18 protein-coding genes and 2 rRNA genes (1 of these 20 running past the window's edge) are annotated in these 20,071 nt (G+C 54.7%); 8 read left to right on the top strand and 12 right to left on the bottom strand.

Features of this window, described 5'->3' with window-relative positions; genetic code table 11:
- Positions 1-223 precede the first annotated feature (223 nt).
- The gene (locus tag HFN16_RS08930) at positions 224-1,252 is read right to left on the bottom strand and encodes a DUF1786 domain-containing protein (RefSeq protein ID WP_168890423.1); all 1,029 of its coding nucleotides are present in this window, start codon (positions 1,250-1,252) and stop codon (positions 224-226) included.
- Between the two features lie 167 nt (positions 1,253-1,419).
- Between HFN16_RS08930 and HFN16_RS08925 the strand changes: the two genes are divergently transcribed.
- Both HFN16_RS08925 and HFN16_RS08920 read left to right on the top strand, forming a co-directional pair.
- On the top strand, positions 1,420-1,809 hold the full coding sequence (locus tag HFN16_RS08925) for a response regulator (protein WP_168890422.1): 390 nt from the start codon (positions 1,420-1,422) through the stop codon (positions 1,807-1,809).
- Positions 1,810-1,874: 65 nt separating this feature from the next.
- Positions 1,875-2,708, top strand: a complete 834-nt coding sequence (locus HFN16_RS08920; protein WP_168890421.1) for an alpha/beta fold hydrolase — start codon at positions 1,875-1,877, stop codon at positions 2,706-2,708.
- A gap of 370 nt (positions 2,709-3,078) precedes the next feature.
- Here HFN16_RS08920 and HFN16_RS08915 read toward each other — a convergent pair whose 3' ends face one another.
- Both HFN16_RS08915 and HFN16_RS08910 read right to left on the bottom strand, forming a co-directional pair.
- Positions 3,079-4,662, bottom strand: coding sequence for a HEAT repeat domain-containing protein (locus tag HFN16_RS08915; RefSeq protein WP_168890420.1), 1,584 nt, complete (start codon positions 4,660-4,662; stop codon positions 3,079-3,081).
- A 33-nt stretch (positions 4,663-4,695) separates the two neighbouring features.
- Positions 4,696-5,154, bottom strand: a complete 459-nt coding sequence (locus tag HFN16_RS08910) for a chemotaxis protein CheX (protein ID WP_168890419.1) — start codon at positions 5,152-5,154, stop codon at positions 4,696-4,698.
- Positions 5,155-5,399: 245 nt separating this feature from the next.
- Between HFN16_RS08910 and HFN16_RS08905 the strand changes: the two genes are divergently transcribed.
- From HFN16_RS08905 to HFN16_RS08895, 3 genes are all read left to right on the top strand, one after another.
- Positions 5,400-6,593 (top strand): MFS transporter, encoded by a 1,194-nt coding sequence (locus HFN16_RS08905; RefSeq protein ID WP_168890418.1) that lies wholly within the window; start codon positions 5,400-5,402, stop codon positions 6,591-6,593.
- A 74-nt stretch (positions 6,594-6,667) separates the two neighbouring features.
- Positions 6,668-7,906 (top strand): nucleoside transporter C-terminal domain-containing protein, encoded by a 1,239-nt coding sequence (locus HFN16_RS08900; RefSeq protein WP_168890417.1) that lies wholly within the window; start codon positions 6,668-6,670, stop codon positions 7,904-7,906.
- A 192-nt stretch (positions 7,907-8,098) separates the two neighbouring features.
- Positions 8,099-8,845 carry an N-acyl homoserine lactonase family protein gene (locus HFN16_RS08895; RefSeq protein ID WP_168890416.1) on the top strand — a complete coding sequence of 249 codons (747 nt, stop codon included), beginning with the start codon at positions 8,099-8,101 and terminating at the stop codon, positions 8,843-8,845.
- A 91-nt stretch (positions 8,846-8,936) separates the two neighbouring features.
- Here the strand turns inward: HFN16_RS08895 and HFN16_RS08890 are convergent, their stop codons facing one another.
- The 5 genes from HFN16_RS08890 to HFN16_RS08870 all read right to left on the bottom strand — a co-directional run bounded on the left by HFN16_RS08890 (position 8,937) and on the right by HFN16_RS08870 (position 13,702).
- On the bottom strand, positions 8,937-9,773 hold the full coding sequence (locus tag HFN16_RS08890; protein ID WP_168890415.1) for a glycerophosphodiester phosphodiesterase family protein: 837 nt from the start codon (positions 9,771-9,773) through the stop codon (positions 8,937-8,939).
- Positions 9,774-10,628 (bottom strand): ABC transporter permease, encoded by an 855-nt coding sequence (locus HFN16_RS08885; RefSeq protein WP_168890414.1) that lies wholly within the window; start codon positions 10,626-10,628, stop codon positions 9,774-9,776.
- Positions 10,625-11,479: an ABC transporter permease gene (locus HFN16_RS08880; protein ID WP_168890413.1), complete on the bottom strand. Its 855-nt coding sequence runs from the start codon at positions 11,477-11,479 to the stop codon at positions 10,625-10,627. Before HFN16_RS08880 ends, HFN16_RS08885 begins: the two co-directional genes overlap by 4 nt.
- A 1-nt stretch (position 11,480) precedes the next feature.
- Complete coding sequence (locus HFN16_RS08875; RefSeq protein ID WP_168890412.1) at positions 11,481-12,563, bottom strand: ABC transporter ATP-binding protein; 1,083 nt, start codon at positions 12,561-12,563, stop codon at positions 11,481-11,483.
- Positions 12,564-12,643: 80 nt separating this feature from the next.
- On the bottom strand, positions 12,644-13,702 hold the full coding sequence (locus HFN16_RS08870; protein ID WP_168890411.1) for an extracellular solute-binding protein: 1,059 nt from the start codon (positions 13,700-13,702) through the stop codon (positions 12,644-12,646).
- A 252-nt stretch (positions 13,703-13,954) separates the two neighbouring features.
- Here HFN16_RS08870 and HFN16_RS08865 point away from each other — a divergent pair, with 252 nt between their 5' ends.
- Positions 13,955-14,695 (top strand): UTRA domain-containing protein, encoded by a 741-nt coding sequence (locus HFN16_RS08865; RefSeq protein WP_168890410.1) that lies wholly within the window; start codon positions 13,955-13,957, stop codon positions 14,693-14,695.
- A gap of 90 nt (positions 14,696-14,785) precedes the next feature.
- A complete protein-coding gene (locus tag HFN16_RS08860) occupies positions 14,786-15,697 on the top strand; it encodes an AEC family transporter (RefSeq protein WP_168890409.1) in 912 nt (303 codons plus the stop codon).
- Positions 15,698-15,741: 44 nt separating this feature from the next.
- On the opposite strand, the gene HFN16_RS08855 is transcribed toward HFN16_RS08860, so the two are convergent.
- Complete coding sequence (locus tag HFN16_RS08855; protein ID WP_168890408.1) at positions 15,742-16,500, bottom strand: arginine deiminase family protein; 759 nt, start codon at positions 16,498-16,500, stop codon at positions 15,742-15,744.
- 134 nt (positions 16,501-16,634) lie between these two features.
- Between HFN16_RS08855 and HFN16_RS08850 the strand changes: the two genes are divergently transcribed.
- Positions 16,635-17,411: a hypothetical protein gene (locus HFN16_RS08850; protein WP_168890407.1), complete on the top strand. Its 777-nt coding sequence runs from the start codon at positions 16,635-16,637 to the stop codon at positions 17,409-17,411.
- Positions 17,412-17,483: 72 nt separating this feature from the next.
- On the opposite strand, the gene HFN16_RS08845 is transcribed toward HFN16_RS08850, so the two are convergent.
- From HFN16_RS08845 to HFN16_RS08835, 3 genes are all read right to left on the bottom strand, one after another.
- Positions 17,484-18,083 (bottom strand): YkgJ family cysteine cluster protein, encoded by a 600-nt coding sequence (locus HFN16_RS08845; protein WP_168890406.1) that lies wholly within the window; start codon positions 18,081-18,083, stop codon positions 17,484-17,486.
- 149 nt (positions 18,084-18,232) lie between these two features.
- Positions 18,233-18,347: ribosomal RNA gene (gene rrf, locus HFN16_RS08840) — 5S ribosomal RNA — on the bottom strand.
- A 69-nt stretch (positions 18,348-18,416) separates the two neighbouring features.
- Positions 18,417-20,071: ribosomal RNA gene (locus HFN16_RS08835) — 23S ribosomal RNA — on the bottom strand; it runs 1,285 nt beyond the window's last position.

The following is a 20,071-nucleotide window of genomic DNA, read 5'->3' as shown; positions in this document are numbered from 1 at the left end:
CAAATGAATATGGACGAAATGGAATGCTTGTTCATCGCTTCCTCCTGGACTGTGCCCAAATGCCTCCAAGAAGGAGACCTAAAACACCAAGCCAGAAGGCGGCGAACAAACAAATGAATGAAGTCGTAAAGAAATTATTGATCATTGGTTTTCCTTTGGTTGTATCCCCCAATAGGAGAAACAACGAGGCAAACCAAGATCGGTTTACATCCTTTTACGACATTTAACGCATGGCTAACCCTTTGATGAGGCCGAAGCATCCGGCCAGCATCATGTCACCGCCCGGCGCCGGAAAATCCACATCAAAACCATCCAGCATGCCACGCCTGGGACCAAGCACATAGGTGGGCGCGAAACCGCCAGCATCTTCCGGCAAGCCCATGCACAAACAACCATGGCCCTTCTCTTCAAATACCTGCTCGAAGGTCAGGCAGCCGCACCGGAACTGCTCCAGATCCGCCCACAGCTTTTTACCGTCCACGCACCCGGTGTGCTGTTCGTACACGCCATAGATACGTCCCTTGAACAACAGAAATGCGATCAGGTGAGAGTTACCGATATTCACCAGTGTGATGCCGCGCTTATGGGATTCCTGTTCGATCTCATCCACAAACAATGCGCCGAGCACCGCAGCCGAGCCCGTATCAGACACCGGGCCGCCGCCCATGTCTCGCTGCACGTCCGCAAGACGCGTCAGCATGTCCGGCGGCATATCATACACCAGCGCTTCCGGACGCCCTTCCCCCTCGTCAAGGAATGAGCGCCACAGCTTGAACCGCCCCATGCGATTGGATTCCCCGGGGTGAAAACCATGATCCTGTGCACATGCGGCGATGGCGTCCGGCCATTCCAGCTCCGCTGCCTCAAGGAACCTGCGCCACCACGGTTCGTCGAAATCCTTCAGCCGCACCGGTTCGAAACCGTCCGGACAGTTCTCGGTCAGCTCGATATCCATGGCCGTGACCCGCGTTAAGTCATCCGCCATGGTGTAGGCAGCGCCCTCGCTCGATGCCACCTTGAGCCCGGCTTTCTGATGTGCCCTGATGAACCGGGTGACACCGCCGCCCATATTGCTGCCGTGGAGATAGATATTCCGTCCCTGTTCACGCAGGGCCGTAATACGCCGACCTATCTGCAAAGCTGGGGAAGGCAGCACGAACTTGGGGCAGTTTTCGATTTCGCGATCAGGAGAATAGAGCAGGACATCCTGAGTGCCGCTGCCGATATCGAGACAGAGAGTGGTTTTGGACATGGTCATTTCCTTTGGTTTCAAGTGCCGGACCATACCCGGCCAGCCGATCTGGGGCAAGGTCTGCACATTCCATTACGGTCACGCACAAACATAAAGAATTATGTTTTTTGTGACCAAACCACCTGCGCCAGCGTATTTATATATAGTACCATAAACAGGAGAGCGATTTGCCTCATCAGCCACTATTGCGAATTCTCGTTGCAGACGACGACAGGGTCATCGCTCTACACATGTGTCGAGAATTGGAACGACAAGGACATCAGACCGTTCACGCGCGCAATGGCAAAGAAGCGATCAACGCCCTCAACGACCAGTTCTTCGACATCGTGCTCATGGATATTGAGATGCCGGAGATGGGCGGCCTGGAAGCAACGCGCACCATCAGGAGCGGCCAGTCCAATTACGCAATGGTCCCTATCATCGGAGTCAGCGCCAATCAGGCCCAGATAGCAGGAGAGCAATGCAAGGACGCAGGCATGAATTATTTCATCCCCAAGCCCTTCTCCATTCCCCTGTTCGAACTGGCTCTCTTCCAAACCAGATCCCGCTCCGACTAGCCCTTTCTCAAACGTCACTTGTACATGGTTGACGTACGCACGATTGAGCGTACCCTGTCGCCATTATGCACACTCTTTTCATTGCACTGATCATTTTTGCGGTCGTCTGGCCGCTGCTCCGATACGCTGCCTATCTGATATCCAACCTCGTGGCAGGTACGCTGTCCGAAACCCGGCGTCGCCAGAAAGGTCTGCTACTTCCCCTGCTTCGCAGTTGGGGAACCGCCATATTAGCCGATTGTATGGTTTTCCCGTCATACCCTCTTGGATTCTTCACCGGGAACGAGCCCCTTGGTCGGGGAACGCCCATCCTCTTCGTCCACGGCCTGTTTCACAACGGCTCTGCGTGGCGGACCATGATTCGCCGATTCCGCAAGGCTGGCTTTTCCAACCTGCACACCTATCAGTACAACAGTTTCTCCGGCGACTTCCCCACTGCTGTGGAAGGACTCCGCCAGCGCATGGATGAGCTTCTGCGCCACAGCCCCACCGGCAAGATCGCCCTCGTGGGGCACAGTCTTGGAGGCCTCGTATGTCGCACCGCCGCAGGTGATCCTCGTCATTGGGATCGCGTCGCAGCCCTCGTCGCACTCGGCACACCGCACGGAGGTTCCGATCTCGCCCGTTTCGCCATGAACACCATGGGGCGTGGCCTCATTCCCGGCGCTGAGATCATGGAGATTGCTGACAGTGTCGTCCCTGCCAAGTGTCCCAAGCTCGCCATTTACAATTATTCGGATGATTACGTATTCCCGCTCAAGACGCTGATTCCGCCCAACCAAGGTTGGGAAGAGCGCCTTTGTTCGCCCATGGGCCATGTCTGGATGCTCTATTCCAATGAGATCACAGGCATGCTCATCGAGTATTTCAGGAAGCTCGGTCTGGACGGCGAAGAATAAGAGAAGCCTCGCCGGCGGGCGTCTTCGACGACTCAAGAACCTTTTGCAAAAGGTTCTTGAGAATCTCCAAAACTCTTTGTCGCTCGCTTCGCTCGGAACATTCGCAACGAATTCCCTATTTCTCCACGCATACGCCTACCCGTTCCATTGAGGTGAACGACTCTATACTCACGTACACCCGCGCGAATGCGCATACAAAAAGTTTAGGAGGGGAGTGAGGGGTTGGGGGATCCAAGGGGGAAGGAGAGAGAGGGGAAGCCCTTTACAAAGGGTTCCCCTCTCTCCCCTTCCCCCTTGGCCGCCGGAGGCAAAAAAAAAGCCCATCCCGACAATTGTCGGGATGGGCGTTACTATTTCTATCTGATTTCGGCTAGCCGATCAGTTCCTGAATCTTGGCCTTGAGGGTATCGGGCTTGAAGGGCTTGGTGACAAACGCGGTCACGCCAGCCTTTTCGGCCATATCCTGCTGGGAGGCTTCGGACTCGGTGGTAACCATGATGATCGGGATATCTTCGTACCCGGGAGTATTACGCACCTTGCTGACAAGCTCCATGCCGTCCATGACGGGCATGTTCATGTCGGTGATGATGATGTCGAAATCCTCGCCGCGTTCCACGAAGTCGTAGGCCTCTTCGCCATTGCCACCGATGGAGGGTTCGAAGCCGAGGTCGGTGAGGATGGCACGGTGCATGGCACACATGGAGCGGGAGTCGTCCGCTGCCAGCGCCTTGCGGGTACCGGCAGAGAGCTGCGGCAGGCGGGCAATGTCGGCCTGAGCGCGGTCGCCGCCGATCTCGGTAAGAATGGAACGGAAATCTTCGACGATCTCCGGATCCTTGGAACCGGACAGCGCGTCCACGAGCATGTCACCGGCACCTTCACTCTCGTAGAGAGCGTCGAAGATGCGGGTTGCACGGGAAGCGATGACTGCCTTGGCAAGACGCTCAGCCTGATCATCGGCCTTGGCGACCTGAGATGTCAGGGAAGCGATCATGCCGGGATTGACGTGCTTCTCAAGGCCGCCGATGACAGCCATGAGGATGAGTTCGTCTTCTTCATGCAGGCCATCCACGAGGCAGATGATGCCCTTCATGGTACCGATGCGGCCCAGAGCCTCATACACGGCGTAACGGACGTTGGGGTCCTCGGCCAGCCCTTTATCAAAGGCTGCAACCAGCCCGTCGGCACCGGAGCGGTCACCGACAAAGCCAAGCACGTTTGCGGAAAGAATCTTGTTATCCTTGTCTCCGGTCTCGAATGCCTCGAACAGGAGCGGGATACAGGGAGAACCGATGGTGATGAGCGCATCAGTGATGATACGGCGCACCGTAGGGTTCTTGTGGTGCAGCTTTTCCACGAGGAAAGCGATGGTGTCGTCATTGGCGAATGACGCCAGCGCCTCAATGGCCTTCCAGGTAGTGATGTCGCAGACTTCGTAACGACCGGGAGCTTCGCTCTCGATAACGAGGTCCTTGAAACTGGAGATGGATTCGGTGTCGCCGAGCTTGCCCAACGCTTCAATACAGGAAGACTTGATGAAGGGATCTTCATGGGCAAGCTGAGCACGGAACACGGTCATGGCCGAAGGATCGCCGATGCGGGCCAGAGAAGTGAGAACTTCCATGAGGCGGTCCGGATCAGTCTCGGATTCAGCGATATCCACCAGCGGAGCAGCTGCGCTCTTGAAGGCGTATTCACCGGCAACGCGGATGCAGAGAATGCGGAAGCCGTCGTGGCTGTCGGTCAGACCCTCGACGACCTTGGCTTCATTGCTGGAAAGAACCGCGTTAAGGGCGTTGACCACCATATAGTCGATAGAAGTATCGCCCACGGGATTTTTGAGCAGGTCCACGAGCCCCGCTAAGGCCTCAGGATCTTTGCTACCGGAGATCTCATTCAGGATCGTAATCTGATCCAGGAACTCCTTGCTTCTGAAATCATCTAGTGTCGGCATTGTTGTCTCCACGATTTATCGTGCGGATAGAGCTTATTCGAAACAGAATTCGATAGTGAAATCGCCGTCGGGTGTCGTGAAGGGAATCGCCATGATCGGGGTCTTGGCCATGTGAGAAATGGTGTGGTTGTCGCCCATGACCACGGTGGGAGTGGACCCTTGGAAAACAAGTCCCTTTTCCGCAAGACCGGCACGTGCCTGGCCGGAGATCATGTTGGTCAACTCACCAACGGCATCTTTGACATCCTGCATGATGTCCTCGATCTCGTCGCCGAGCATGTTTTTGACGATAGCAACGGCACACCCCTTGGAGAAAGACAGGGAGACACTGCCGTTCTTTTCGCCGGTGATGCCAACCATACCGGAGACGTCACCTGCTGCAACGTTATTCTTTTTCACATAAGGCCTGCCAACCGACGGCTTGACAAAAGCCATAGTGGACAGCACGTCGATCGCTGCTTTGATGAAGGGCTTCGCCAGTTCAACATCCATAAGTTAGCTCCTTATAAACTCGCTATTCGAAATATTCACATCAGGCTCGTTAACCGCCCTGACAAGCCTGAAGCGTGCAGATTTCCTTTTAACCAAAAAGGAAAAGAGTACAGCCTTTGTAAATTAAATACGTATCGGCTTCGAGAATACGGGTCAAGTCGTGTATATTAGAAATATCGGATTGTTGGCATATTTATACTTGCTCGAGGCGTTGGCACGACCTATTTCCTCCCGAGAGAGAAAAAATGCCCGACAAAACACGTATTCCCCAGTCATTCAAGTCTGCACTGCCCGCCGTCTCATTCGTGACAGCCATTTTCTTCTGCAACTTCCTGTCACGAGTAGTATTTGCACCGCTCATGCCTGTCATTCAGAACGATCTCGGGTTCACTCATGCCGGGGCCGGACATCTCTTTCTCGCTCTGGCCATTGGCAATGGCACGGGGCTGCTGGCCAGTGGCTTTATCTCCCGCGAACTGAACCACCGCGCCACCGTCGGCGTCTCCGCCATCATGGTGGGCATCTGCGCATTGCTCACACCCATGGCCCATACATACACCACACTGCTTCTCGCCCTGTTTGCGCTGGGAGTGGCCGTCGGGCTCTACCTGCCGTCCGGCATCGCGGCGATCACGTCACTGGTCCGCAAGGAGGACTGGGGCAAGGCCATGGCAATGCACGAAATGGCTCCCAACTCCGCCTATGTCATGGCTCCGCTCCTGGCCGAGGCCGTGCTCTTTCTGTTCGACTGGCGCATGGCCCTCTATCTGCTGGGAGCAGTCCAGATCTGCCTCGGTATCTGGTTCATCAAGGCTGGCAAGGGCGGAGAATTCCCCGGCATGGTCCCCGGCCCGCTCATGGTGCGGCAGATTGTTCACAAACCCGTTTTCTGGATGATCGTCGCCCTCTTCGCCATGGCCGTGGGCGCGTCCATCGGCCCCTACTCCATGATGCCCCTCTATCTGGTTGATGCACACGGCTACACCCGTGAAGAGGCCAACCAGCTTCTGGCCGCATCCCGGGTCATGGCCTGCTTTGTCCCGTTCGCTGCCGGTTGGGTTACCGATAAGTGGGGAGCAAAACCCGCCATTTTCATCTATCTCGTCTCCAACGGAGCGGCCCTGATCCTGCTCGGCCTGACCTCCGGCCCCATGCTGGCCTGGCTGGTCGTGTTGCAGCCCGTTTTTTCCGTCATCCTGTTTGCACCCGGATTCACTATTCTTTCCAACGTGTTCCCGCCCGAGCACCGCAGCGTAGCCATTGCTCTCATGGGCCCGGTCAATGCAACCTTCGGCGTGGGACTGATCCCCACCTTTCTTGGGCACATGGGCGACGCCGGCCTCTTCCATATTGGATTCCTGATTCAGGGGTGCCTGCTTCTCGCCGCCATGGTACTGCTGCCCAAGCTGCCTTCAGGGCGCGTTGACCAAGCGGCCTGATCACACCGAACCTTGCCACCAGCCTGCATAAGCGGTATCTCTCCTTGGAGAATTTCATCTGAGGGGAGAGTGACATGTTGCAAAGCATCTTTGGTCTGTTGGCATTGGTGGCCCTTGCCTGGGCGGTCAGTGAAAAGCGTCGGCAGGTGAGCATACCTACCATTGCGGTAGGACTTGGTCTTCAATTCGGACTGGCCCTGCTCATGCTCAAGGTGCCGTTTTTCGAGCAGATATTTCTTGCCCTGAACAACGTCGCTCTTGCCATTGAAAAAGCCACCATGGCCGGAACCAGCTTTGTCTTCGGCTACCTCGGCGGCGGCCCACTCCCCTTTACCGAACCCTACCCCGGCGCTGGCTTCATCCTCGCCTTCCGCGCCCTGCCCATCATTCTGGTGATGTCGGTGATCTCGGCTGTGCTCTACTACTGGCGTATCCTGCCCATGATCGTTAACGGCTTCTCATACTGTCTCGAAAAGACCATGAATATCGGCGGTGCACTCGGCGTGGGCGCGGCATCGAATATTTTCGTGGGAATGGTGGAAGCCCCGCTGGTCATCAAGCCGTATCTCTCCCGCATGACCCGCAGCGAACTCTTCACCCTCATGACCTGCGGCATGGCGACCATCGCAGGAACCATGCTCGTGCTCTATGCGACCATTCTTTCCAATGTCATCCCCAACGCCATGGGACAGATTCTGGCGGCCTCCATCATTTCCGCTCCAGCCGCCATCCTCATCTCCCGCGTCATGGTGCCGGAGACCGAGACGCACACCGAAGGCACGGCCGTGCCGCCATGCACAGCCGACTCCACCATGGACGCCGTGACCAACGGCACCACCGACGGCATCCAGATTCTGCTCAATGTAGTGGCAATGCTCCTCGTGCTGGTGGCGCTGGTGTCGCTCATCAACGCCATGCTCGCCTTCCTGCCCGACATCATGGGCGCGCCCCTGACCCTGCAACGCACGCTGGGCTGGATTATGGCTCCCATCGTCTGGCTCATCGGCATCCCATGGTCCGAAGCGCAGGTGGCCGGTTCCCTCATGGGGACCAAGACCATCCTCAACGAATTTATCGCCTATCTCGATTTGTCCAAGCTCGGCCCGGAAGTCCTGTCCGAGCGCAGTCGCATCATCATGACCTACGCCATGTGCGGGTTCGCCAACTTCGGTTCCCTCGGCATCATGATCGGCGGACTGAGCGTCATGGCCCCGGAGCGCCGCAGCGAGGTGGTCAGCCTCGGTGCCAAGTCCATTGTTTCAGGCACCTTGGCCACGCTCATGACAGGTGCCATTGTGGGAATCATCCTGTAGAAAAACGCAAAAGCCTCCCTACAAAGGAGGCTTTTTTCTTTGGAGAATTGCACCAACTGGCGCGGCTCCATTTTTCCCGGTATGGACATTTCCTACCAAATTACTATTTGAATTGAGCGACCCCTCCTTGACATTCATGAGGAGTCATTCATATGTTCACAGGAATCTTTTAACCAACACCAAGGTGGAGCAATGAAATATAAGGTGCATCCCATCTGCATGGGAACCAAAGTTTTCGACAAAGGCATGATGACCTACCAGCACGATTACGGGAAGCCCTACACCATCCCCATCTACACCTGGTACATCGAAGGCGGCGACAAAAAGATTCTGGTCGATACCGGCGAGATGCAGCCCATCATCTCCGAAGAGCGCGAGAACGCCATCGGCGGCAAGATCTACACCTTTGAGGAAGGTCTCGCCAAGTACGGCCTCAAGCCCGAGGACATCGACATCATCATCCACACGCACATGCACAATGACCACTGCGAAAACGACTACAAGTGCGTCAACGCCAAGGTCTACATGCATGAGCTGGAGCTCGAGGCAGCCTACAATCCGCATCCGCTGGATTTCCGCTATCTTGAAGATTACGTCGACGATATCAAGGACAACGGCCAGATCGTCACCGTCAACGAGGACACCGAAGTCGTGCCCGGCATCACCATGATCCACACCCCGGCCCACACTGCCGGCGGCATGTCCATCAAGATCGAGACCGAGAAAGGCTCCGTGCTGATCTGCGGTTTCTGCACCATCCTCGAGAACCTTGAGCCGCCCGTCGAAGTCAAGGCCATGGAGATGGAAGTCATCCCTCCGGGCACCAACACCGGTCCCCAGGATGCCTACGACATCCTGCTCAAGGCCAAGGAGATGGCCGACTATGTGCTTCCGCTGCACGAGCCCAAATGGGCCAGCATGGAAACCGTGCCCGAGTAAGTCCATTCAAGTGAAATGATAAAGCCCCGGTCCAAATGGATCGGGGCTTTTTTCATGTAAGGATTGGGTGGCGTGATGACGCGTTGCGGTCCTACTCTGCAAGCCGCTGACGCAGTGAATGCGTATAGTCGGTGATGACGCCAAAGCATCCGGCCTCAATGAACGACATTGCTTCATCCATGTCATTCACCGTCCACGGAGCGACGCGAATCCCCTGCTTGGTCAACGCCCGTACAGACTCTACATCGATAAGGTCCTTGTCCGGGTGGTACGTGGTGGCACCAAGGGATTGAAGATACGAAACGACATCCTCAGGCTCTTTCTCCTCCACCAGCACGGCCAGCGGAATGTGCGGTGCGATGCGGTTCATCTCCGCCAGATATTCATGAGCGAACGAAGAGATCAGCACCAAGTCCTCGGCCTCATGATCGCGGATGGACTGCAACAAGTCACCCACGATGGACAAGTCACCGGGGGACGACAGCTGAGGCTTGATCTCGATATTGATGGGGAAGTCGTTCTTTCTGGAGAACGCCAACGCTTCACTGAGCGTCGGAATCTTGGCCCGACGCATTCCTTCAAGTTTCGCCTGATCCACATCCCCAGAGGCAATAGTGCCGTACGGATCGCGCGCAGCAAACCATGAGCCCGCATCCAGACAACGCAGCTCCTCCATGGAGAATGATGCGGTCTCCCACTCGCGGCCAGCGAACTCACTGCGCTCGGAGATATCCGTTGTCCGGGACAAAACGTCGTCATGAAAGACAACCAGGGTCCCGTCAGCGAGCTTGTGGATATCTGTTTCCCAGTAATCCGCTCCCAACTCCAAGGCGAGCTCTGCCGCCATCATGGTATTTTCAGGCGCTAAAGCTCGCGCTCCTCTGTGGGCACAGACATATCCTGCACCGGGCAGGTGATCGAAAAACACCTATTCTTCCTTCTTGGTGAAGTACAAGTTGACCAGCGCCAAAACGGAGGTGCCCACGATGAGCATCAACGAAACCGCGTTGATGACCGGCGTGCTGCCGTCACGAACCTGCAGATAGAGGTTGATCGGCAAGGTCGGCTCCGAACCGACGAGGAACAACGTCGTGTTGAAGTTCTCGAAGCTCATGAGGAAGGCCACCGCACCGGCACCGATGATGGACGGGCGCAGAAACTTCAGCGTGATGTGCCAAATGACTCCGAGACGGGTGGCGCCAAGATTGAGAGCCGCCTCTTCCAGAGAGTGGTCGAACTTGCGCAGACGCGCAGACACCACCAGCGTGACAAAGGTGGAGATGAACGAGAACTGCCCCAGCACCACCAGCCAGAAGCTTGGCCGGAACAGTTCGAAATCGAGACCGAACCGCTCGTCAAAGAACGTGCCCGCGGTATTAGCTGCCAGCAGCAGGGAGATACCGAGGATGACGCCCGGGATGACGAGGGGAGCCAGCATGAGGAAGTACAGAATTCCCTTGAACCGGAACTCTTCCTGCTCAAAGAGGAAGCTGGCGCAGGTGCCCACGACCACGCTGAAGATCGCCACAAAGAAGGCGGTCTGGAAGCTGGTCACGATGGAGCGCAGGTTCTGCTCGTCATGGAACAGACCGATCCGGTCAGGACCGTCGGCAATGAACCAGTCAAGGCTGAACCCGTTCCATGGCAGGGAGGGGAAGTTGGAGTCGTTGAACGCCAGCACACAGGTCACGAGCAGCGGCGCGAACAGAAAGGCAAAGTACAGCAGGATGAAGAAATTGAAAGACCAGTCGTAGGACTTGGATCTCGGCAGAGAGCGAATCATGATGCCACCTCCCCGAGTTTCTGGCCTGTCACTTTCAACCCGACCCAGATAATGAGCGAGCTCAACAGCAACAGCAGGAAGCCGAAAGCGGAGCCCTGACTCCAGTTGAAGCTGGCAATGAACTGATTGTAAATCTGCTCGGTGAACCAGAGGGAGTTCTTTCCACCCATGAGGTTCGGCGTCAGGTAGTTACCCAGCGCCAGCATGAAGACCACGATAGAGCCGGAAGTAATGCCCGGCTTGCAATGCGGTATGATGATGGTTCTCCAGATAGTAGCCTGTCCTGCGCCGAGGTCGTGGGCCGCCTCGATAAGGCTGTCGTCCAGACTCTCCATGACGGAAACGAGCGGCACCACCATGAACAGCATGGAGGTGTATACCAGCCCCATAATCATGGTGGCGTCGTTGTAGAGCATCTCGATGGGCGTATCGATGATGCCGAGATTCAGCAGGAAATAGTTGATGACGCCGGACTCCCTGAGCAGGATCATCCAGCCATAAATGCGCACCAGCTCGCTGACCCAGAAGGGGAGCAGCAGCAGGATCATGAGCGCACCCTGCACACGTTTCCGCGCCAGCTTGGCGATGAAGAACGACACCGGCATGGCCAGCAGGAAGGTGATGAACGTCGTGATGATGGCGTAGAGCGCCGTACGGACGAACGTCAGCCAGTAGATGGGCTCGGTGAAGAAGTTCATGTAGTTCTGGAATGTCCAGACCATATCGCCGTAGTCATCCTCTCCCCTGAAGCTCATGGTCAGGAGATCGAGATGCGGCAACACTATCAGCAGCAACAGCCACATCAGGACTGGTGCCAGAAATATCCAAAAGGCCAGGCGTGAGCGTTGCATGCTAGCCCTCCGCCTCGAAACAGATACCGGAATCGGGATGCCAACCGACCTTGATGTGGTCGCCCTGACGGATGTGATCGAACTTGCGATTCTGCGGCAGGGTCACGATAAGCTCGTGGTCTTCCTTGGTCACGGTCAGCAGACGGCTGTTGGCCCCGTCAAAGAGGATACCCTTCACGGTCACATCAAACACATTGAGTCCCTCGGTGTCACGCGGCTCGATGCGCATGGCCTCGGGACGGAGAAACAGGTTCACACGGCAGCCGTCGGCACAAGGGGCGTGCGCCTTGGTGCGGAAGGAGTAGCCTTCATCAGTGGTGATGAGCACCTCATCTCCCATGGCCTGCGTGATCTTGCCGCTCCACTTGTTGTTGTCACCAACGAACTGGGCGACGAACGGCGTCTTGGGCTGGCCGTAGAGTTCCTGAGGAGTGCCCACCTGCTCGAAACGGCCCTTGTTCATGACAGCCACGCGGTCAGACATGACCAGCGCTTCGGACTGGTCGTGAGTGATGTAAATAAATGTGGTGCCGACCTTGGCCTGGAGCTTTTTCAACTCCACCTTCATCTGCTCGCGCAGTTTGAGGTCCAACGCGCCCAGCGGTTCGTCGAGGAGCAGCACGGACGGCTCAAGCACCAGACAACGGGCAATGGCCACACGCTGTTTCTGGCCACCGGAAAGCTGATTGATCTGCTTGCTTCCGAAACCGGGCAGCCCTACACGCTCCAGAATGGCGCCTGTCTTCTGCTTGATCTCTTCCTTGCCCACGCCACGGCGCTTGAGCCCAAAGGCGACATTCTCTTCCACATTCATCATGGGGAAGAGAGCAAGGTGCTGGAAGACAAGATTGACGGGACGCAAGTTCGGCGGGACGCCGAGCATGTCCTTGCCCCGAATCTCGATGGCACCGGATGTCGGGGTTTCAAACCCGGCGATCATCCGCAACAGGGTTGTCTTGCCACATCCCGAAGGTCCTAGAATGGAAAAAAAGGACCCAGTCGGGACATCGAAGGTCACATCATCAACGGCGGTAAAATCACCAAACCGTTTCACCATATTGCGAATGGAAAGATCGTTGGTCATAACGTTCAGCTTTCTCTCAAGTATCGAACAAGGCGGGAGGCATCACGCCCCCCGCCTTTTCTATGTAATTACGGTTAGTTCTACTGTGCAGCCTTGATCTTATCAAGGGTCTTGCCTTCCATGCTCTCCAGCTTGGCCGGAACAGGCGGATACCACTTGATGTTATCAATAGTAGCCTGGGGGAAGGAACGTGCAAAGTTGTCAGCAACAGCCTTGTCGGTGAACTTCAGAGCATCTGCGGAAGCAGTTGCGTACTTTTCCTGAGAGGAGAAGTAACCGGCGTTTTCGGGCTTCATGATGAAGTTGATCCACTTGTAAGCAGCGTCAACGTTCTTGGCCTTGGCGGGGATGGCAAAGGTATCGATCCAACCCAGGGCGCCCTCTTTGGGAGCCTTGAAGTCGATGGCCTTGTTGTCAGCGTTCAGCTTCCATCCGCCGGCATCCCAGGCCATGGCCACGAAGACTTCTTCGGAACGCATGGACTCGAGCAGGGAATCACCATTTGCCCAGTAGTTTTTCACGATGGGCTTGGCGTCGATCAGAGTCTCAGCGATCTTGTCGAGCATGGCCTTGTATTCCTTGGGCTTGTCGTACAGTGCGAAGGGATCGTAACCGAGAGCAAAGCCCATGGCGATCAGAGTAGGCCTCTTCAGGCGGTAGCTCACGCGGCCCTTGTACTTGGGATCGATCAGCGCTTTGAAGGAATCGGCTTCAGCAGCCTTGGCGCTGTTCACGATCAGGCCGGAGGTACCCCAGCAGAAAGGAACGGCGTAAGACTCGCCATCCACCAGGGTGTTCTTCTTCACAGCGTCCAACATGGACGGGATGAACAGGGGAGCATCGATCTTGGAATAATCAAGCGCCTGGTAGAGCTTGAATTTCTTCTGAACGGAAGAGATGCGGTCCTGAGAGGGCTGAGCCAAGTCAAAGCCTGCACCACGGGTGGCGCGCAGCTTGGCGATCATTTCTTCGTTGTTGGAGAAGGTCACTTCGACCTTGATTCCGGTTTCCTTTTCAAAGGTGTCAATCAGCTTCTGGGGGGCGTACCCTTTCCAGGTCAACAATTTCAGAGTTTCTGCATGAACATTTCCAGCCAACGCGAACACTGCCAGCAAAGCCAAGACTAAAATCTTTTTCATGATTTCTCCATCATCTCTAGACGCACAGTTTTTGATACCACAAGCCACAGTTTGCTACTTAAACACAAAGAAAACCCAAACGTGAATCAATTTGTATTATTTCTACACTTCGCGCGTCTTGGGTTAACCCAACACCCCCTGTTTACGCAAGGGTAACGCTAAATTCATGACGCTTATGTGACAAAATAACAACCTTCAAAGGCCGAAAGGCGTATTGCACAATACCATAAAAGGGTATACCCAACAGCATTTATGGAAGCGAGCAAAAAACCTCCTCAGTACCTCAAGGTAAAGCGGCATATCCTGGAACAGCTGCGCATTGGCGCGCTCACGCCCCACGACAAGCTGCCGACCGAGCGCGAATTAACAGACAAATTTCATGTAAATCGCAACACCGTCAGGCACGCCCTGACGATTCTGGAGAGAGAAGGGAGAATCTACCGCTCCGGCCGCAAAGGCTGGTTCACCAGCGGGCAACGGCTCGTGTTCGATCCGAGTAAAGAGCACGTGAACTTCGACAAACGTGCCCGGCAGCAAAAATTCGAACCCTCTTGGGAAGTCATTGAAAGTGGCACCACCACGGCCTCTGGCGAATTGCAGGAACTGTTTGATGTCGAGGAAGGCACCCCGCTCTATCATATCTATGAGACCGGCAGCCTGGACGGACAGCCAGTCTATTATTCAGAATATTTCTTTTTGGCAGACATCTGCCCCGGTTTCCTGCCCAAGATCATTTCCCAGCCCATGACAGACGTCCTCCGGGATGACTACGACATTCACCTTTTCCAAAAGCATCTCCTCATCCGCCCCATCAACATGGCAGAGCGAATGGCAGGCCTTCTGGAACTCCCAGCCCATTACCCGGGTGTCTTCTTCCGCCGCGTCAAGACCTCCCAAACCGGACAAGTGGTGGAGGTGGACTTCGAGTACTGGCGCGCCGACTCCATTGAGCTCAGAAGTTCGTATGAGACCCCGCAAAAGGACGAAGACTAGCCCCTCTTCTCCAGCCGATCTCGAAATACAACAGGAGACAGATCTCATTTCCCCCTTGCCCAGCTTCATGGGGAGGAGTAACGTCCTGCCATGTCTACCGTCATCTTTGCCGTTGCTCCGATCTTCGCACTCATCTTCGTCGGTTTTGGCCTGCGCCGTATCAACTTCCCTGGTGACAATTTCTGGCCGGTCTCTGAACGGCTGACCTATTTCGTCTTGCTCCCGGCACTGTTGGTTCAGGGACTCTCCGGCAAAGAGTTGCATCCAGACCTGCTCCCGCTGTCTGGTTCTGTACTTTCCGCGATATTGACTGTAGCGCTGCTGACACGCCTCATCTGGCCGATGCTCAAAATTGACGGCCCTGCATACACCTCCCTGTTTCAGGGAGCGTTTCGACCCAACACCTATATTGGGATGTCCATTGCGGCCGTACTGCTCGGTCCGGACTGGCTGACCCTTTCCGCCATGGCACTCCTTGCCATGATCCCGGTCATCAACGTGATCTGCGTGCTGACCTTGTCACGTTACGCCAGCTCTGAATCCAATGGACTGGGGCACGTTCTGCTGGAGCTAATGAAGAACCCGCTCATCATCGCCTGCGTCATCGGGCTGGTGCTGAATTTGGGACACATCACCTTGCCGCGCATTCTCAATGATCTGCTGGATATTCTCGGGCGGGCCGCATTGCCCATGGGACTGTTAGCTGCGGGGGCGGGACTGCGACTGGAACGCATTGACGGAGGTAAGCGATCGCTTATCGTTTCCTCAACATTTCATCTCGTGGTGTTGCCAGTGGTGGCCGTGGGATACGCATGGCTCTATGGAGCTGATGAAACTGCGAGACTGGCTGCCGTCATTTACACAGCCATTCCCGTATCCGTGTCATCTTTTATTCTATCGAGACAGATGGGTGGGGATCACAGGCTCATGGCGCAGATCATCACCTTTCAAACTCTGATCGCCATGGCGACCTTGCCGGTCGCTTTGGTTGTTTTGGGATAAAAAAAAGGATGCCGCTCAAGTAGCGGCATCCATTTTTTCTCTTCTTAAAATCGTAGCGACAAGCAGGTCAGACCGCCGTCGAGCTTACGGAACTCCGACATATCAAGAACGACTACCGGCTGACCAAGGGCTTCGACTTTTGCGAGCGTCTTGGGGAACCCGTCAGGCACGATAACGGTACCGTTGATGAACAGACAATTGCGCGCATAGGCTTCATCGTCCTCGACCACGATACGCTCAAATCCATCCAAATCCGCGGCTTCTGCGAAAAATGGGGAAACAAGCAAGGTGTTGTTGCCGATGTAATTGACGTCGGTCTTGAAGTGAAGGCTGGGCCCGCAATCCATCACCTTGTAGTCATAACCGTGAGGAGCCACGGCAGCACCGAGGGCATCCGCTCCAGCCTGATTGGTGCGCGCGGACAGACCTACGTAAAAGGTCTTCTCCACCTGAAGCACGTCACCGCCTTCGAAAAGCGCGGGCGCGGCCACGTGGTCAATCGGCTTGAACTTGGCGAGAACGGGCTCGATGGTCTCCTGCTCTCCCTGACGGGAAGGAGCACCAAGAGGCGCGATAACAGCAATGTGCTCGCACACGATGGCGGTGTCTTCGACAAAGCAGCAGTCAGGATAACCGGGCTCGGCATCCAGAATGGTCACATCCAAACCCAAATCAGAAAGAGTCTGGCAATAAGCGTCGTGTTGTTTCAGAGCCAGCGCAAAGTCCGGCTTACCCAGGTCGGCGGTGGTGATGCCGTCCACCATTTCCTCGGAAGGACGGCGAGTGATAGCTTTCGTAAACATACGACTTCATACGCTGAAACCCCGACAACCACAACTGCGGAGAGCTCTTGCCAACAGCATGCTCGAAATAATTGAGCCATTCTCAGTTTATATGTATAAAATAATGGGCGCAAACCTGAGCAGAGCGAGGAGTCATGGAATCTTTTGAAGACAAGACGAGACGATTGGCTGAGCAGATATGCGAAGAACAATTGAAAATGTTCATTGCCATGCTGAAAGACAACCTGTTTCAGGCGGGAGCGAACAGGGACATGTGCAACATGGCCATCAACGCCACCATGCACGAATTCAAACGAAGCCCATATACACAGGGAGTCGTCACTGAATACGTCCAAGTGGAAGAAAATCGCGGCGTTGACATAGTGGGTCGCATTCTCGTTGAATTCTGTTTCTTGCGAGGCACATCGGTAAAGATGCTCTGGCCCGAATACTCTGATGAAGATTTCAAGGCGCGGCAACAATTCACTGATGGCGTCATTCCTCGCCCCTTGATGCGATATTTCCTGGTTTGTGTACGCGGCGCCCTGCACCCACTGGATAAATTCGATGCATCCCCACTTCTCTACGAAGAAGACTATGGTCGCTATGATGCCCTCAAACAGGATATCGGCGTTCTCCTTGAGGATTTCAAGGGGCCATTCGGTTCTGGAGAAAGCGCCATTGATTGGGGCCGCGTCTATTCTGATGCCCGCTTCCAAAAGATCGCATTGGAACTAGTCTCGGACCTACGCTTGAAAATCGACGATGTTGGCACTGATGGTTTCCTTGAAAGAATTAATCAATACCGATCACTGGACACTGACTATCAGTCGAACAACGTCATGCATCGTGCCTTTTGTCGAGAAGATGCGATACAACTGGAGATGGCTTTGACATCAGCCCAAAACACTCTGTCGGAATTGATCAACTAGAGAGTGCCGACTACTCCTTGCCGCTGATGAAGCGGCGCGATCGCGAGCGAATGCGGAAAGGCTGTGAGAAACCTAGTCTGCCACCGTGAAGTGGACGAGAAGAGCGTCCCAATCCACCATGTGCATGAAGACGGAGCAATTCTTGAAAAGATAGTTCTGCTGGAGAGCGGCTTCCTGCAACTTGGGATCAGTAATACCGTAATACGGCAACATTGCCCGATACGCAGCCTGTGCTTTGTCATGGTCCGGCTTCAACACATGTTCAGGCCGGGTGTCCATTACTTCTTCGCCGGGTTCGCAGGTGCGCTCGTACACATTGAAGTGACGGCAGGCGATGGGTCTCATGGGATAGATGGAACACTTCTCGTCAATAAGCATCGGACAGCCCACTTTACCGGAAAAGCGTTTGATGGACTCTTCGATTCGCTGACGCGGGCCGAGGTACATTTTCCTTCTGATAAACCAGATTATCCCTGAAAGTTCCAGCGAGGTAAGCGGAATAGGTTCACAAGAGCAGCACATGCCACACCCACTCGAACAAGCCACACTGAGCCCGCTCTGAATATCCTTTTCCATTACAGTACGGACATTTTCATTCGTAATGTCATAGGCATCCAACAGCATGGAAAGCCATGGCAAGACTGCTTCATCTTCTGGGAAACGGAGAGACATACCACCTCAAGATCGGAAAGTTTCAACACCTATACGCTTGAATGCCACTCCTGCCAACCCATCATCCCATGCAATTTACTTAACAATCCATTCCACGGCTCCAAAAGGAAAAGGCTCTCAGTCTAACGACTGAGAGCCTTTTAAATTTTACTTGGCACCGACCTACTTTCCCACACGCTACCATGCAGTATCATCGGCGATGGAGGGCTTAACTACCGGGTTCGGAATGGGACCGGGTGTACCCCCTCCTCCTTGGGCACCAAGAAAATTTGGTGAACCGTAGGGTTCGAGATATATAAGTAAATAGGGAGAAGAGAGAATTCCTTTTTGATGTAAAATAAGCCGCACGATCTATTAGTACTGGTCAGCTGAACAACTCACATTGCTTACACCTCCAGCCTATCAACCTTGTAGTCTTCAAGGGATCTTTAGCTACTAATGTAGAGGGAGAACTAATCTTGAGGCGGGCTTCCCGCTTAGATGCTTTCAGCGGTTATCCTTACCGAACTTAGCTACCCAGCAATGCCACTGGCGTGACAACTGGAACACCATAGGTTCGTCCACCCCGGTCCTCTCGTACTAGGGCAGACCCTCTTCAATTCTCCTACGCCCACGGAGGATAGGGACCAAACTGTCTCACGACGTTTTAAACCCAGCTCGCGTACCACTTTAAACGGCGAACAGCCGTACCCTTGGGACCTGCTTCAGCCCCAGGATGTGATGAGCCGACATCGAGGTGCCAAACCGCGTCGTCGATGTGAACTCTTGGACGCGATCAGCCTGTTATCCCCGGCGTACCTTTTATCCTATGAGCGATGGCCCTTCCATGCGGAACCACCGGATCACTAAGACCAACTTTCGTTCCTGCTCGACATGTCTGTCTCACAGTCAAGCTCCCTTATGCCTTTGCACTCAACGGCTGGTTTCCAATCAGCCTGAGGGAACCTTTGCAAGCCTCCGTTACTATTTGGGAGGCGACCGCCCCAGTCAAACTACCCACCAGACACTGTCTCCAAGCCGGATAACGGCATTGGATTAGATAAACAAGTAATAAAGGGTGGTATTTCAAGGGTGACTCCACACACTCTGGCGAGCATGCTTCAAAGTCTCCCACCTATCCTACACATTATTAATCACTTACCAATGTCAAGCTGCAGTAAAGGTGCACAGGGTCTTTCCGTCCTTCCGCGGGTACCCAGCATTTTCACTGGGAATTCAATTTCACTGAGTCTCTGGTTGAGACAGTGGGGAGATCGTTACGCCATTCGTGCAGGTCGGAACTTACCCGACAAGGAATTTCGCTACCTTAGGACCGTTATAGTTACGGCCGCCGTTTACTGGGGCTTCGATTTAGAGCTTCGTCCGAAGACTAACCCCACCTCTTAACCTTCCAGCACCGGGCAGGCGTCAGTCCCTATACATCGTCTTACGACTTAGCAGAGACCTATGTTTTTAGTAAACAGTCGCCCCCCCCGATTCACTGCGCCTCAGGTGTGCTCACAAAGTAAATAAGATCACACATCCGAGTACCCCTTCTCGCGAACTTACGGGGTCATTTTGCCGAGTTCCTTAACCAGAGTTCTCTCAAGCGCCTTGGTCTGCTCGACCCACCTACCTGTGTTGGTTTGCGGTACGGTCTGCATATGCTAAACTTAGAAGCTTTTCTTGGCAGCATGGAATCAATGACTTTAGTCGTTTAAAGACACGGCATCACGTCTCGGCCTTGAAGAGCGGCGGATTTGCCTACCACTCAAGCCTACGCGTTTGCACCGGGATATCCAACACCCGGATCATCTATCCTCCTGCGTCCCTCCATCGCACACATATACAGGTACAGGAATATTAACCTGTTTCCCATCAGCTACGCATTTCTGCCTCGCCTTAGGGGCCGACTTACCCTGGGAAGATTAGCTTTACCCAGGAAACCTTAGGTTTACGGCGAATAAGTTTCTCACTTATTTTATCGTTACTCATGCCAGCATAATCAC

It is taken from the genome of Pseudodesulfovibrio sp. zrk46, from assembly GCF_012516435.1.
Taxonomy (GTDB): Bacteria; Desulfobacterota; Desulfovibrionia; order Desulfovibrionales; family Desulfovibrionaceae; genus Pseudodesulfovibrio.
This window is presented reverse-complemented; position numbering and strand designations above follow the sequence as displayed.

Bases quoted from the DNA above. Each gene is read 5' to 3' on its own strand.
- HFN16_RS08905 (WP_168890418.1), top strand. From the start codon at position 5,400: ATGCCCGACAAAACACGTATTCCCCAGTCATTCAAGTCTGCACTGCCC.
- HFN16_RS08910 (WP_168890419.1), bottom strand. From the start codon at position 5,154: ATGGATGTTGAACTGGCGAAGCCCTTCATCAAAGCAGCGATCGACGTG.
- HFN16_RS08930 (WP_168890423.1), bottom strand. From the start codon at position 1,252: ATGTCCAAAACCACTCTCTGTCTCGATATCGGCAGCGGCACTCAGGAT.
- HFN16_RS08870 (WP_168890411.1), bottom strand. From the start codon at position 13,702: ATGAAAAAGATTTTAGTCTTGGCTTTGCTGGCAGTGTTCGCGTTGGCT.
- HFN16_RS08885 (WP_168890414.1), bottom strand. From the start codon at position 10,628: ATGATTCGCTCTCTGCCGAGATCCAAGTCCTACGACTGGTCTTTCAAT.
- HFN16_RS08860 (WP_168890409.1), top strand. From the start codon at position 14,786: ATGTCTACCGTCATCTTTGCCGTTGCTCCGATCTTCGCACTCATCTTC.
- HFN16_RS08875 (WP_168890412.1), bottom strand. From the start codon at position 12,563: ATGACCAACGATCTTTCCATTCGCAATATGGTGAAACGGTTTGGTGAT.
- HFN16_RS08915 (WP_168890420.1), bottom strand. From the start codon at position 4,662: ATGCCGACACTAGATGATTTCAGAAGCAAGGAGTTCCTGGATCAGATT.
- HFN16_RS08865 (WP_168890410.1), top strand. From the start codon at position 13,955: ATGGAAGCGAGCAAAAAACCTCCTCAGTACCTCAAGGTAAAGCGGCAT.
- HFN16_RS08880 (WP_168890413.1), bottom strand. From the start codon at position 11,479: ATGCAACGCTCACGCCTGGCCTTTTGGATATTTCTGGCACCAGTCCTG.
- HFN16_RS08845 (WP_168890406.1), bottom strand. From the start codon at position 18,083: ATGTCTCTCCGTTTCCCAGAAGATGAAGCAGTCTTGCCATGGCTTTCC.
- HFN16_RS08850 (WP_168890407.1), top strand. From the start codon at position 16,635: ATGGAATCTTTTGAAGACAAGACGAGACGATTGGCTGAGCAGATATGC.
- HFN16_RS08855 (WP_168890408.1), bottom strand. From the start codon at position 16,500: ATGTTTACGAAAGCTATCACTCGCCGTCCTTCCGAGGAAATGGTGGAC.
- HFN16_RS08900 (WP_168890417.1), top strand. From the start codon at position 6,668: ATGTTGCAAAGCATCTTTGGTCTGTTGGCATTGGTGGCCCTTGCCTGG.
- HFN16_RS08895 (WP_168890416.1), top strand. From the start codon at position 8,099: ATGAAATATAAGGTGCATCCCATCTGCATGGGAACCAAAGTTTTCGAC.
- HFN16_RS08920 (WP_168890421.1), top strand. From the start codon at position 1,875: ATGCACACTCTTTTCATTGCACTGATCATTTTTGCGGTCGTCTGGCCG.